Source organism: Bifidobacterium callitrichos (genome assembly GCF_008698085.1).
In the GTDB taxonomy this organism is placed as follows: Bacteria; Actinomycetota; Actinomycetes; order Actinomycetales; family Bifidobacteriaceae; genus Bifidobacterium; species Bifidobacterium callitrichos.
On sequence record NZ_RZJP01000001.1, the window covers coordinates 343,246 to 356,965 of the forward strand.

Genomic DNA, 13,720 nt, shown 5'->3' on the forward strand with positions numbered 1-13,720 from the left:
GTGTGCGCCGGACAGGATTCGAACCTGCGACCTGCTGATCCGTAGTCAGCTGCTCTAATCCGCTGGGCTACCGGCGCATGTTGTCCTTGAGGCAACTCGAGATATATTACATGCTTTCAATCGATCCGCAACTCGGCGTGTCGCGATTGCCGATCGATGCGGAAGACCGCCCAAAAGCCCGGTATCATGCGGTTTTGAGCTGTTCCGAACGCACCAGCTTCGGTTCGGCTCTGCCGAGCACGGCCGCCTCGTCGACGATCACCTGCCCGACGTCAGGCATGCTCGGCAGGCGGAACATCGTGTCCTGCAGCGTGCGTTCGATGATCGAACGCAGGCCGCGCGCACCGGTGCCCTGACTGATCGCGGTGGCGGCGATCGCGCGGATCGCCTTCTGCGTGAAGGCGAGATCCACGCCATCGACGGCGAACAGCTTCATGTACTGCTTGACGAGCGAATTGGCCGGCTGCACGAGTACGGCGGCCAGATCGTCCTCGGTCAGTTCATCGAGGACGCTGATGACGGGCAGTCTGCCGATGAACTCGGGCAGCAGGCCGAAGTCGGCGAGATCGTCGGCGGTGACATGGCGCAGCAGCTCCCTGTCCGGAATCTGATTGTCGCGCCATGTCGCGCAGAAGCCGCTCTCGTGGGCCCCCAGACGGTTCTTGACGATGTCCGCCAGCCCCACGAACGCGCCTGCGCAGATGAACAGGATGCCGCGGGTGTTGATCTGCACCGTCTCCTGATCGCGGTGCTTGCGCGTGCCCTCCTCGGGCACCGAGGCGATGGTGCCCTCCAGGATCTTGAGCAGCGCCTGCTGGACGCCCTCGCCGGACACGTCGCGCGTGATGGAGGTGTTCTCGCCGGATTTGCGGGCGATCTTGTCGATCTCGTCGATGTAGATGATGCCGTGCTCGGCGCGGGACACGTCGCCGTCGGCCGCCTGGATGAGCCGCTGGAGGATCGTCTCGACATCGTCGCCGACGTATCCGGCCTCGGTGAGCGTGGTGGCGTCGGTGACGACGAACGGCACGTTCATCACTTTGGCGAGCGATTGGGCCAGATAGGTCTTGCCCACGCCTGTGGGCCCCATCAGCAGGATGTTCGATTTGGAGACCTCGACGTCCGCTAGCGGATCGGCGGCGTCGGAGCCGAACACCCCGGCGTGGGCGCGGTCGAGCTGCCCGGCAGCCTCGTCCAGCTCCATGTTGACCCGCTTGTAGTGGTTGTACACGGCGACCGACAACGCCCGCTTGGCCTCCTGCTGGCCGATCACGTAGCGGTCGAGATACGCGCTGATCTGCATGGGCTTGGGCAGCTGCAGCGCGTTGATCTCAGCGTCCTTGCGGCGCTCCTCCGAGATGATGCCGACGCACAGCTCGATGCACTCGTCACAGATCGCCGCCCCCTGACCGGTGACGAGCTTGCGCACCTGATGCTCGGTCTTGCCGCAGAACGTGCAGGCCGGAACCTCATCGTCATAGCTCATCGCACGTCCCATGCATCTGCCCCCTATCGGTGTATGCGCTACCGTGGTCGAAGTACAACAATACCCCCGGCACCTAATGGCCGGGGGTATTGGCGGAACCGCCTACTGGCGGTGTTCGAGCACCTCGTCGACGATGCCGTAGTCCTTGGCCTCCTGGGCCGTGAGGAACGTGTCGACCTCGATGTCCTTGCGGATCCTCTCGACGTCCTGACCGGTGTGCTTGGCGAGGGTGTTCTCGAGCCATTCGCGCATGCGCAGCATCTCGCGCGCCTGGATCTCGATCTCGGTGGCCTTGCCGAAGCCCTGGTCGATGGCCGGCTGGTGGATGAGCACGCGGGCGTTGGGCAGCATCAGACGCTTGCCCTTCGTGCCGGCGGCGAGCAGGATGGCGGCCGCGGAGGCCGCCTGGCCGAGGCAGACGGTCTGCACGTCGGGCTTGATGTACTGCATCGTGTCGTAGATGGCGGTCATGGCCGTCATCGAGCCGCCGGGCGAGTTGATGTACATCATCACGTCGCGGTTCGGATCCTGGGATTCAAGCACGAGCAGCTGGGCCATGATGTCGTCGGCGGAGGTGTCGTCCACCTGCACGCCCATGAAGATGATGCGGTCCTCGAACAGACGCGTGTACGGGTCCTGCCTCTTGAAGCCGTACGGGGTCTTCTCCTCGAACTGCGGCAGGATGTACCGGTTCTGCGGGGCGAACGCGGCCTCGCGACGGGCGGCCGGCATGAAGCCGATGACTCCGGCGGGACCGGCCAGACGGTCGGCGCGGGCGGCGAACCTCGCTTCCTCACTTGCCATGCTTGTCATTCTCCCTTCGTCATCGAATCGTGCGTGGTGATGATCTTGTCCACGAAACCGTACTCCAGCGCCTCGCTGGCGGTGAACCAGTGATCGTACTCGTTGTCGCGGTAGATCTCCTCGACGGTGTGACCCGTCTGCTCGGCGGTCAGCTCGCTCATGGTCTTCTTCATGTCCATGATGAGCTCGGCGTTGATGCGCACATCGGTGGTGGTGCCGCCGATGCCGCCCGAGGGCTGGTGCATGAGCACTCGGGCATGCGAGGTCAGGAAGCGCTTGCCCTTGGTGCCGGAGCTCAGCAGGAACTGGCCCATCGAGGCGCACATGCCAAGGCCCACGGTCGCCACGTCCGGCTCGATGAGCTGCATCGTGTCGTAGATGGCCATGCCGGCGGTGATGGAGCCGCCGGGCGAGTTGATGTACAGCCAGATGTCCTTCTTCGGATCCTCCGCGGCCAGCATCAGCATCTGCGCGCAGATGCGGTTGGCCATATCGTCCTTGACCTCCTCGCCCATCCAGATGATGCGGTCCTTGAGCAGACGGTTGAAGATCGGATCGGCGAATCCGGCCGGCGCGTCCTCGCCCGCCATGGTCGGAAGGGTTGCAAGAGTGTTGCTCACCTTGTTCTCCATTTCGAATATTCAGTCGTAAACAACTGTCAAGACTACCGCCTTCAAGCGACGGCCGGCGCATCAGCGCCCGTTTTCGGCTCGACGCGTAGCGCGCGACAGCATCCACTGCGAGACGAACGCCGAGGCGGCGACGCCCAGTCCGACGGGCACGAAGAAGGAAATGGGTGCCTCGGTCAGCTCCATGACGAGGCACATGGCCATCAGCGGCGCCTGCTGGGATGCCGACAGCAGCGCGGCGGCGCCGATCAGGGCGCAGGCGGTCACCGAATCGGCCGGGAAGACGAACATCCAGACGAGCCCCAGCATCGCCCCCAGGGTGGAGCCGAGGGCGATGCCCGGCTGGAGCACGCCGCCGGAGGCGCCGGATCGGATCGTCAGGAGCGTCATGACGGTCTTGGCCGCGAAGGTGAGCGCCAGCACGCCGAGGATGGTCCACCAGCCGGCGAGCGAGAGCGTGTCGCCGGCGTTCGGCGCACCCCCCGCGCTCGAGGCGAGCAAAGTCCACGGCGACGAGCCCGCGGATTGCGCGGACTGCGCAGCTCCGGACAGACCGGCGATCTCGGGCAGGAAGGTGGAGAATCCCAGTTGGGCCGCCGCGCGTCCGTTGCCCATGACCTGCGGGACGAGGAGTGCGACGAGGCCGGTCAGCACGCCGGCCAGAGGCATCTGCCACAGGATGGCCGTGTCCTTGGGCTGATGCGCGCTCGCCCATGACGATCCCCTGCGGAAGAGGGCACCGGCCACGCCGCATGCCGCGCCGCACAGCAGGGCGAACAGCATCAGGCTGGGCGTGGATTGGGGCTGCATCGCGGTGATGTCGTAGAAGGTGTGGCGTCCCTTGATCAGGGATGCGACGAACGCGGCCGTCGCGGACATGCCCAGGCCGAATGCGACCTTCTCGATGGTCACGTCGACCAGCAGGATCTCCACGGCGAAGAACATGCCGGCCAGGGGGGCGTTGTAGACGCCTCCCAGGCCTGCGCCGGCGGCGACGGCCACGATCATGCGCCGGTCGATGGCGCCCGCGTTGGAGCCGTCCGCGCCGATGCGGAACAGGTCGCAGAATCGTTGGGCGAGCATGGCACCGAGTTCGCGCGGGGCGACCTCGCGGCCGATCGACGCGCCGGAGCCGACGATGAAGATCTGCAGCACGACATGCACGATGGTCTGCCACCATGGCATGCGTGCCCCCGCCACGGCCTTCTTGACCGACGGCACCCTGACGGTCTTCGTGCGCAGCAGATACCAGATGACGCCCGCGATCGTCAGTCCGACGGTCACGGAGATCGCGCGTCGCACGCCCGGGACGCCGAACGGACCGGGCAGCTCCGATCCCTCGATGTAGCCGAGCATCGCGTGCTCCACGCCGTAGAGCAGTAGCGTGAGCAGTCCGGCGCCCGCGCCTATCAGTGCGCCGAGCGCCAGCGTGGCGCAGGTCAGCCATCCCATGCGTCTGAAGTCAACGGTTCGCTGCATGTCTCTCCCATCCCGTATCGAAGCATCGTTTTCTTTCACACGACAATGCCGTGAAATTTTTATTTCACCATACTCGTCGACATGTAACGCCGTCGTTTACATAAGCACGCGATGATGACGGCACGAATACACGGGAATCCGCTTGAAGGCGAGGGCGAGCAATGCGAAAGGGGTTGGAACCAATGTGGCTCCAACCCCTTCATGCCCTTTCAGGCGGATGACCGGTCACGATTCGCCGATCACTCGCCGTCCTTGGCGGACAGCTCGTCGGCGACCGCGGCGGCGGCGGACGCGGCCTCGACGGACTCGGCCTCCTCATCCTCGGCGGCCTCGCCGAGGAAGGCGGACAGGTCGACCTCCTCGCCGTTGGCGGTGAACTTCACGGCGCGCATGCCGGCCAGCAGACCCTTGGAGCGGCCGACCTCCTGCACGGCGGAGCCGAGCTGGCCGTTCTTGATGATCGCCTGGATGAAGGCGTTCGGATCCATGCCGTACTGCTGGGCGATGGAGGCGAGGAAGTTGAACACATCGGCCTGGGAGACCTGGACGTCCATCTTCTCGGCGAGCGTGTCAAGCAGGATCTGGTCCTTGAGCTCCTTCTCGGCGCCCTCCTCGGCCTGCTGCTTCTGCTCGTCGGTGGCCTTCTCCGGATCCGGGGTCAGACCCTTGAGGTGCTCCTCGACGGCCGCGGCCTTCACGCCCTTCGGCACCGGGATCTCGAGACCCTCGGCCAGCCTGGCGAGGAAGGCGTCACGCGCCTCGGTGGCCTGACGGCCCTTGGCGTCCTCGCCGGCGGCCTTGCGGATGTCGGCCTTGAGCTCGTCGAGCGTGTCGAACTCGGAGGCCTCCTGGGCGAAGTCGTCGTCGAGCTCGGGGAGCTCCTCGGCCTTCACGGAGTTGACCTTGACCTTGACGGTGGCCTTCTCGCCCTCGTGCTCGCCGGCCTCCAGCGTGCCCTCGAAGGTGGTCTCCTCGCCGGCGGACAGGCCGTCGAGGGCCTCATCCAGACCGTCGAGCATCGTGTTGGAGCCGAGCTCGTAGCTCACGCCCTCCTGGGAGTCGACGACCTCGCCGTTGATCTCGGCGGACAGGTCGATGTTCGCGTAGTCGCCCTTGGCGGCCGGACGATCGACGCCCACCAGGGTGCCGAAGCGCTGACGCAGGGTCTCGAGACGCTTGTCGACATCCTCGTCGGTGACCTCCGGGGCGGCAATGGCGATCTCCATGCCGTCGAGCTCGGGCAGCTCGATGTCCGGGCGACGCTCGACGGTGGCGGTGAACTTGAGCTTGGTCTCGTCCTTGGCGGACTGCGGAACGTCGGTGACGTCGAACTCCGGCTGGGCCATCGGGTGGATCTTCTTCTCCTCCAGAGCCTTGGAGTAGAGCTCCGGCACACCATCGTTGACAGCCTGGCCGGCGACGGCGCCGAAGCCGAAACGCTGATCGATGATCTTGCCCGGAACGTGACCCTTGCGGAAGCCCGGCACGTTCACCTGCTTGGCGATGTCCTTGCGGGCGGCATCGAGGTACGGGTCGAACTCCTCCGGTTCGACGGTGATGGTGAGCTTCACCTTGGTGGGTTCGAGGTTACGAACGCTGATCTTCACGCTAAACGCTCCTGAAAAATCGTATGTGTCCTATATCTGCCCGAAGGCAACCGTCATAGTATAGCGCGCGACACGGACGCGGCGATCAGACGCACCTGCCAGTCGCGCGCGCCCTGCTCCCTGAGGAACGCGGCCACGTCCCGCCCGGCCGGATCGTCGGTCCAGCACAGGTTGCGCACGATCTGGGGCTTGATGATGACCTCGGCGGGCGTGCGCGTGTCCTCGGCTATCTGGTTGATGACGCGGCGCACGCGCTGCAGGCGCTCCCGGCGTTCGGGCCGGCGGTCCCACAGGCGCATCGCGCGCGGCGCGTTGGACTCGCCCTCCCCCTGGCATCCCATGGCCGGCATGGACGGCAGATCGCGCTCCGGCAGCGCCAGCGCCTCCTGGATCGTGGTCTTCCATACGGACGGCTTGACGATGCGCTGGATCGGGGCGTAGCGCTCGAACATCTTGTCCTGCTCGCCCCCGGTATGGATGCGCACGCGTTCGTTGAGCGAACGCACCATGCGGAACTCGCGGGCGTTGCGGGGCTTCCTCTCGGCGGCCTCGATGATGGAGGCGTCGGACAGCAGCAGCGTCGGCGCGATGTCGTATCGGCGCGCCAGCTCGTCGCGCTTGGTCCACAGGGCGCGGGCCACGGCCAGTCCGCGACGGTCGCGGCCGAGCCTGGTGATGTGGGAGATGCGCAGCCATGGGATCGGATGCTGGTGCCGGGGCACGCCGGAGGTGCCCTCGTCGAGGATGTGGCGGAACTCCTCCTCGGCCCATTCGATCTTGCCCTGGCGTTCGAGGTCGGCGCGCATGAGCCGTTCGAGCTCGATCAGCAGCTCGACGTCGAGGGCGGCGTAGTTGCGCCAGTCGCGCGGCAGCGGACGATACGACCAGTCGGCGGCCGAATGCTCCTTGGCGAGGGTGATGCCGAGGTAGTGCTCGGTGACCGCGGCGAGTCCGAAACGGTGCAGACCGAGCAGGCGCGCGGACAATTCGGTGTCGAAGAGCCGCCGCGGCTTCAGACCGATGTCGGCGAAGCCCGGCAGGTCCATCATCGCATCGTGCAGGATCCAGACGGCATCGCCGACGGCGTCGTTGAATTCGTTCCAGTCGGCACCGGCCCGGGTGAGCGCCACGGGGTCGAGCAGGAAGATGCCGGCGCCCTCGCGCTTGAACTGGATGAGCCAGTCCTCATGCCCGTACCGGAAGCCGGAGGCCCGTTCGGCGTCGGCGGCCAGCGAGCCCGAGGCGGCGGCCAGCGCCTCGCACGCCTGATGGTAGCCGGCGAGCGTGTCGGTGACCGCAGGCACTCCCCCGCGCGGCTCGGTCTGCAGTCTCGGTTCGGATCGTCGTTCCTGTCTGGAATCAGTCAACGGTTGCGCCCTCGTTGAAGTGGATGGTGGATCTCAGGAAGCGGGCCCATGCTGCGACGTACGCGCCGGCGTCGAAGTGGACTCCGGTAGGGACCGCCGGGGTAAAGGATACACGCATCTCGCATCCGGCGGAATCGCCGTCGCCCAGGGAGCCGAACGTGGTGTTCTGCGTGACGGTGACGGTGCCGCCCATGCTCCCGCATTCGACGCCCTCCATGACGCCCTCCATCCGCTCGCACATGTCGTCCCAGTACATGCCTGGCGCAAGGGAATCGTTCTCGACGCTGGACAGCGGCAGACGCGCGAAGGCGACGCAGCGCCAGTGCGCGCCCCAGTCGGAGCGGAAGTCGTTGGAATACAGCATCATGATCCAGCCGGTGGCGGCATCGGTCAGCGGGTCCGCATCATGCGGGAAGCCCCTGCCGTCCCCGTGCGGCCCAGATTCGAACTCCACACCGATGCCGTAGTCGGACAGCGTCGAGGGGACGGGGATCTCCCGGTAGCGCACGTCGTCGAGTCTCGGCATGGAACGGACCGATTCGACCGCGTTCCACACGGCGTCGGGCACGCCGGCAGGCCGCCCCGGCAGGTCCGGAGCGGCGTCGCGTCCGGCCTGTCGCGGATTCACGCCGGTGGGAAACGCATAGATGTCGGCCATGTCTCCAGCGTACGTGCGCGCCTCGGGTTTCGTGGTATCGACACGTGAATTAATACACGGTGAAGCCGTGGGACTCGAACTGCTTCGTGACGCGTTCGCGCAGCGCGGCATTCGGTCCCTTCTGGTTCTCCAGCGGGTACGGGATGCGCAGCTCATGCCACTTGGGCCGGCCGAGCTGGTGGAAGCCGAGCACGTCGATGTGCTCGACGGCATCGCCGAAGCTCTCGCAGATGTTCGCCACCTGCTCGACGTTCTCCTCGGAGTCGGTCAGTCCCGGCACGAGCACGAAACGGACCCAGATCTTCTTGCCCGCCTTCGCGAGTCTGCGGCCGAAGTCGATGGTGGGCTGCAGGACGCCACCGGTGACCTTGTGGTAGGTCTCCTCGTTGCCTGACTTGACGTCGAGCAGGCACAGGTCGATGTCCTCGAGCATCTCGTCGGTGTAGTTGGTGTTGAGGAAGCCGGAGGTGTCGAGGCAGGTGTGCACGCCCATCTCCTTGGCCGCGTGGAACACGCGCGAGACGAACGCCGGCTGCATCATCGACTCGCCGCCGGAGAAGGTGATGCCCCCGTGGGTGGCCTTGAACAGATCCTTGTAGCGGTCGACCTTCCTGATCATCGCGTCGAGGTAGACGGGCTGGCCATCGCGCATCTTCCAGGTGTCCGGGTTCTGGCAGTACTGGCAGCGCAGCGGGCAGCCGGACATGAAGACGGTCATGCGGGTGCCCGGACCATCGACGGACGTGTTGATGTCCCAGGAGTGGACGAAGCCGATATCGCCGGACTTGAGTGCGGCGATGCGGTCCCTGCGGTCGAGGCCGATCGGGGATTCGAATCCGGAGAGTCCTCCCATGAGGGTCTGGGATGCATACGACTTGGATTCGCGCAGCATGTGGCGCGTGGTGGTGCGGAACTGGGTTTCGGGCATCGTTGTCCTCCTCCAGATGATGCGGATGCGGGATGGTGGTGTGGTCTAGGTCGATGGATTGCGTTGGATGGTGTGCGAGGCATGCGGGCCATGCGGGATGCGCCGGAGGCGGGGCCCATCCATGGATGGGCGCCCATCCATGAAGGAAGGGGTGGGATTTGACTCCCACCCCTTCATCGTCCTACCGCCTCATGCGGTCGCTCATCGCCGAGGGATCAGTCGGTGACGGCGCCCTGGTGGAAGGTGCGGGAGATGACGTCGAGCTGCTGCTCCTTGGTGAGCTTGACGAAGTTCACCGCGTAGCCGGAGACGCGCACGGTCAGGTGCGGGTACTTCTCCGGGTGCTCGACGGCGTCCTCCATGGTCTCCTTGCGCAGCACGTTGATGTTCGCGTGGTAGAGGCCGTGGCCGTTGCCGGCGTCGAGGATGCCGACCAAGTTGCCGATGCGCTCATCCTCGTCGCGGCCGAGGCCGTCGGGGGTGATGGTGTTGGTCAGCGAGATGCCGTCAAGCGCGTCGTTGTAGTCGATCTTGCCGACGGAGAACATGGACGGCAGCATGCCGTGGGAGTCCATGCCGTTCTCCGGGTTGGCGCCCGGGGCGTACGGGGTGCCCTTCTTGTGGCCGGACGGGAAGGAACCGGTGTTCTTGCCGTACTCGACGTTGGAGGTGATCGTCAGGATGGACTGGGTCGGGACGGCGCCGCGGTAGACCGGCAGACGCTTGACCTGGCCCATGACCGTGGAGACGACCCACTTGGCGATGTCGTCGGCGCGGTCGTCGTCGTTGCCGTAGATCGGGAACTCGCCCTCGGTACGGTAGCCCACGACCAGATCGTCGTCGGCGCCCTCGACGTACTCGTACTCGTGGCCCTCGAGGTTCTTGGCCTCGGCGTTGGTGATCGGGTACACCTTGGCGTACTTGATCGCGGCGAGGGAGTCGGCGGCGATGGACAGACCGGACATGCCGCAGCCGAGGGTGCGGTACACCTCCTTGTCGTGCAGGGCCATCTCGATGGACTCGTACGCGTACTTATCGTGCATGTAGTGGATGATGTTCAGGGCCATGACGTAGGTCTCGGACAGCCACTCGAGAGCCTTCTCGTAGTTGTTCTTGACCTTCTCGTAGTCCAGGGAGCCGTCGGCCTCGGGGGTGATCGGGTCGATCACGCCCTTGTCGATGACCTGCATGCCGGTCATCTCGTCACGGCCGCCGTTGATCGCGTAGAGCAGCGCCTTGGCGGAGTTCACGCGGGCCGCGAAGAACTGCATCTGCTTGCCGACGCGCATCGGGGACACGCAGCATGCGATGGCCGCGTCATCGCCCCAGTGGCCGCGGATCTCCTTGTCGGACTCGTACTGGATGGCCGAGGTGTCGATGGAGATCTTCGCGCAGAAGCGCTTGTAGCCTTCCGGCAGCTTCGGATCCCAGAAGATCGTGATGTTCGGCTCCGGGCCGGGTCCGAGGTGCTCGAGGGTCAGGGTGTTGAGCAGACGGAACGAGGTCTTGGTGACCAGCGGACGGCCGTCGTCGCCGAAGCCGGCGTCGGACCAGGTCGCCCAGTACGGGTCGCCGGAGAAGATGTTGTCGTAGTCCTTGGTGCGCAGGAAGCGGACGATCCTGAGCTTCATGACGATGTTGTCGATGAGCTCCTGGGCGTCGGTCTCGGTGATCCTGCCGGCCTGGAGGTCACGCTCGATGTAGCAGTCGAGGAAGGCGGAGTTGCGGCCGAAGGACATGGCGGCGCCGTCCTGGGACTTGATGGAGGCGAGGTAGCCCATGTAGGTCCACTGCACGGCCTCCTGAGCGGTCTGGGCCGGACGGGTCAGGTCGAGGCCGTACTCGTTGCCGAGGTTGATGAGCTTCTTCAGGGCCTTGATCTGCTCGTCGTGCTCCTCGCGGAAGCGGATCCAGTGCTCGATCTCCGGCTCGGTGAAGTCGTTGCGGTACGGCACGGAGTCCTTGTCGCGCTTCTTGAAGGCGATCAGCTTGTTGACGCCGTACAGGGCGACACGGCGGTAGTCGCCGATGATGCGGCCACGGCCGTAGGCATCCGGCAGACCGGTGAGGATCTTGTTGTGGCGGGCGACCTTGATCTGCTTGGTGTAGACGCCGAAGACGCCGTCGTTGTGGGTCTTGCGGTACTTGGTGAAGATCTTCTTGATCTCCGGATCCGGTTCCTTGCCGGCCTCGCGGATGGCCTGCTCGACCATGCGCCAGCCGCCGTTCGGCATCATCGCGCGCTTGCAGGGGACGTCGGTCTGCAGACCGACGATGACGTTGTCGACCTCCGGGGACTCGATGTAGCCCGCCGGGAAGGCGTCGATGTCGGCCGGGGTGTGGGTGTCCACGTCGTAGACGCGCTGCTTGCGCTCGACGGCCAGGTAGTTGTCGTCGAGGTACTGCCACAGGTGCTTGGTCTTCTCGGTGGCCGGAGCGAGGAAGGACTCATCGCCCTCGTACGGGGTGTAGTTCTTCTGGATGAAGTCACGAACGTCGATGTCCTTCTGCCAGTTGCCTCCCTCGAAGCCGTCCCACGCCTTGGCGTCCAGCTCCTCCTGAGTGAGCGCGGTAGATTCCACAGCTGTCATATCCACTCCTTGGTGTTGTGTTCCTGCGACGCACCGTTGTCGTCGTTACTTCCATAGTCTAGCCGTTGGTCACTGGAAGTTAACGCAAAATACGCGTGAGCTATCTCACATTCCGTTATCGTTCACAGTGATCGCTCACAGCTGAGCAGGTACCGCGGCGGTCTCTCCCCCAGTCAGCCTGCGGCTGACAGCCCCCTCGTCAGAGGGGGCCAGATGATGGCGTCAGTCGTCGGCCTGACCGTCGTCCTGCGGACCGTTCCACTGGCGGTTCCACTGACGGTCCTGCTCCTTCCAGATGGTCTCGCGATCCTGGAAGATCTTCCACGCGTTGAGGGCGTCCTCACGGGACCTGTACGGCCCCATGCGCTGCTCTATCGGCGACTGGGGACCCAGCTCCGGCTCCCCCGTACGGCTGTTGAAATACCACTGCTTATCCTGATCGGACATGATGCCATGCTCCTTCTTCGCGCAAACTATTCGCGGAACGCGTTGGTGATCGGCAGACGACGGTCGCGGCCGAACGCAAGCGCCGTGACCTTGGGGCCGAGCGGGTACTGGCGGCGCTTCCATTCGGCGCGGTCCACCAGACGCATCACCGTGTCCACGGTCCGCTCGTCGAAGCCGTCGGCAAGCAGGTCGGCGCGTCCGTGCGCGTGCTCGATGTACGCGGCGAGGACCTTGTCCAGCAGCGCGTATTCGGGCAGGGAGTCGGAGTCCTTCTGCCCGGGGCGCAGTTCGGCGCTCGGCGCCTTCTCGATGGACGAGACGGGGATCATCACCCCGTTCTCGAGCGGCTTGCCGGGGTTCCCGGCCTCGTTGCCCACGACCTTCAGCCCTCCGATGCCGACGCCCGCTGCGGCGGCGCGGTTGCGCCAGCGCGCCAGCTCCCACACGCGGGTCTTGAGCAGGTCCTTGATCGGGGCGTAGCCTCCCACCGCGTCGCCGTAGATCGTCGAGTAGCCGCAGGCGAGTTCGGATTTGTTGCCGGTGGCCACGGCGAGCAGCCCCTTCGAGTTGGAGTACGCCATGACGATGACGCCACGGATGCGGGCCTGCAGGTTCTCCGCGGACACCCCCTCCAGATGCAGCTGCCGCTGGTAGGCGTCGAACAGGGGTTCGATGGGCTGGACGTCGTAGTGGGCGCCGATGTTGGCGGCGAGGTCGGCGGCGTCGTCCTTGGATCCGTCGGACGAATACATGGAGGGCATGGAGATGCCGTGCACGTTCTCGCCGCCCACCGCGTCGGCCGCCATCGCGGCGACGAGCGCGGAGTCGATGCCGCCGGACAGGCCGAGCGTGACCCCGGTGAAGCGGTTCTTGGCCATGTAGTCCTTGAGCCCGAGCACGCAGGCGGTGTACACCTCCTCGTCCGGGTCGAGCGGGGGCGCGATCGTCCCCTTCGCCTGATGGACGGTGTCGGTGTCGAGCGTCCAGTAAGACAGGTCCTCCATGAACATCGGGGCCTGGGCGAGCAGCGTGCCGTCGGCGTCCATGACGAAGCTGCCGCCGTCGAAGACGAGATCGTCCTGACCGCCGACCTGGTTCAGGTAGACGAGCGGCGCATCGACCTCGGCGGCGCGGCGGTGCGCGAGGTCGAGTCGGACGTCGGTCTTGCCCTCCTCGTACGGGGATCCGTTGATGGTGACAAGCGCGTCGATGTCACGGCCGGCCAGTTCGGAGACCGGGCCGCCGTCCTGCCAGATGTCCTCGCAGATCGCCACGCCCAGTCGGGCGCCGTCGACGTCGAGGACGACGGAGCGATCGCCGGCCTTGAAGATGCGGAACTCGTCGAAGACGCCGTAGTTGGGCAGGAAGTGCTTGTCGTAGCCGGCCCACACCACGCCGTCATGCAGGACCACGAGACGGTTGTACGGCTTGTCGGTGGCGTGGTCGGTGCCGACCGTGCCGACCACGACGTACAGGTCGCCGAGATCGTCCCTCTTCAAACGGTCGGCGAGTTCGTCGGCCTTGTCCCATGCGGCCTGGCGGAACGTGCGGCGGAGGGCCAGATCCTCGATCGGGTATCCGGTCAGCGTCATCTCCGGGAAGACGACGACGTCGGCATGGCCTTCGGCGGCCCTGCGGGAGTAGTCGAGCACCTTGTCCGCGTTGGCGTCGAGCGCGCCGACGCAGGTGTCGATCTGGGCGAGTGCAAAACGAATCTGGGTCAT

Annotated in this window: 11 protein-coding genes and 1 tRNA gene; all 12 read right to left on the bottom strand. The window is 65.6% G+C overall.

Annotated features, from left to right (window positions below; genetic code table 11):
- Window positions 1–3: 3 nt before the first annotated feature.
- A tRNA-Arg gene (locus tag EMB92_RS01610) sits at window positions 4–77 on the bottom strand.
- Between the two features lie 107 nt (window positions 78–184).
- The gene (clpX, locus tag EMB92_RS01615) at window positions 185–1,498 is read right to left on the bottom strand and encodes an ATP-dependent Clp protease ATP-binding subunit ClpX (RefSeq protein WP_150393561.1); all 1,314 of its coding nucleotides are present in this window, start codon (window positions 1,496–1,498) and stop codon (window positions 185–187) included.
- A 90-nt stretch (window positions 1,499–1,588) separates the two neighbouring features.
- Window positions 1,589–2,290: an ATP-dependent Clp protease proteolytic subunit gene (locus tag EMB92_RS01620; protein WP_150393562.1), complete on the bottom strand. Its 702-nt coding sequence runs from the start codon at window positions 2,288–2,290 to the stop codon at window positions 1,589–1,591.
- 5 nt (window positions 2,291–2,295) lie between these two features.
- Window positions 2,296–2,910 carry an ATP-dependent Clp protease proteolytic subunit gene (locus EMB92_RS01625; protein WP_107040650.1) on the bottom strand — a complete coding sequence of 205 codons (615 nt, stop codon included), beginning with the start codon at window positions 2,908–2,910 and terminating at the stop codon, window positions 2,296–2,298.
- Between the two features lie 72 nt (window positions 2,911–2,982).
- Window positions 2,983–4,398: a chloride channel protein gene (locus tag EMB92_RS01630; RefSeq protein ID WP_150393563.1), complete on the bottom strand. Its 1,416-nt coding sequence runs from the start codon at window positions 4,396–4,398 to the stop codon at window positions 2,983–2,985.
- Window positions 4,399–4,637: 239 nt separating this feature from the next.
- Window positions 4,638–6,005 (bottom strand): trigger factor, encoded by a 1,368-nt coding sequence (gene tig, locus EMB92_RS01635; protein ID WP_150393564.1) that lies wholly within the window; start codon window positions 6,003–6,005, stop codon window positions 4,638–4,640.
- Between the two features lie 53 nt (window positions 6,006–6,058).
- Entirely contained in the window at window positions 6,059–7,372 is a 1,314-nt protein-coding gene (locus EMB92_RS01640; protein WP_223847508.1) for an HRDC domain-containing protein, read from the bottom strand.
- Entirely contained in the window at window positions 7,365–8,030 is a 666-nt protein-coding gene (locus EMB92_RS01645; protein WP_150393565.1) for a DUF3000 family protein, read from the bottom strand. The genes EMB92_RS01640 and EMB92_RS01645 overlap by 8 nt, the downstream gene beginning before the upstream one ends.
- Window positions 8,031–8,079: 49 nt before the next feature.
- Window positions 8,080–8,958: a pyruvate formate-lyase-activating protein gene (pflA, locus tag EMB92_RS01650; RefSeq protein ID WP_043163891.1), complete on the bottom strand. Its 879-nt coding sequence runs from the start codon at window positions 8,956–8,958 to the stop codon at window positions 8,080–8,082.
- Between the two features lie 215 nt (window positions 8,959–9,173).
- Window positions 9,174–11,549 (bottom strand): formate C-acetyltransferase, encoded by a 2,376-nt coding sequence (gene pflB / locus EMB92_RS01655; protein ID WP_150393566.1) that lies wholly within the window; start codon window positions 11,547–11,549, stop codon window positions 9,174–9,176.
- A 222-nt stretch (window positions 11,550–11,771) separates the two neighbouring features.
- Window positions 11,772–11,996 carry a hypothetical protein gene (locus EMB92_RS01660; RefSeq protein WP_150393567.1) on the bottom strand — a complete coding sequence of 75 codons (225 nt, stop codon included), beginning with the start codon at window positions 11,994–11,996 and terminating at the stop codon, window positions 11,772–11,774.
- A 26-nt stretch (window positions 11,997–12,022) separates the two neighbouring features.
- Entirely contained in the window at window positions 12,023–13,720 is a 1,698-nt protein-coding gene (locus EMB92_RS01665; protein WP_150393568.1) for an NAD+ synthase, read from the bottom strand.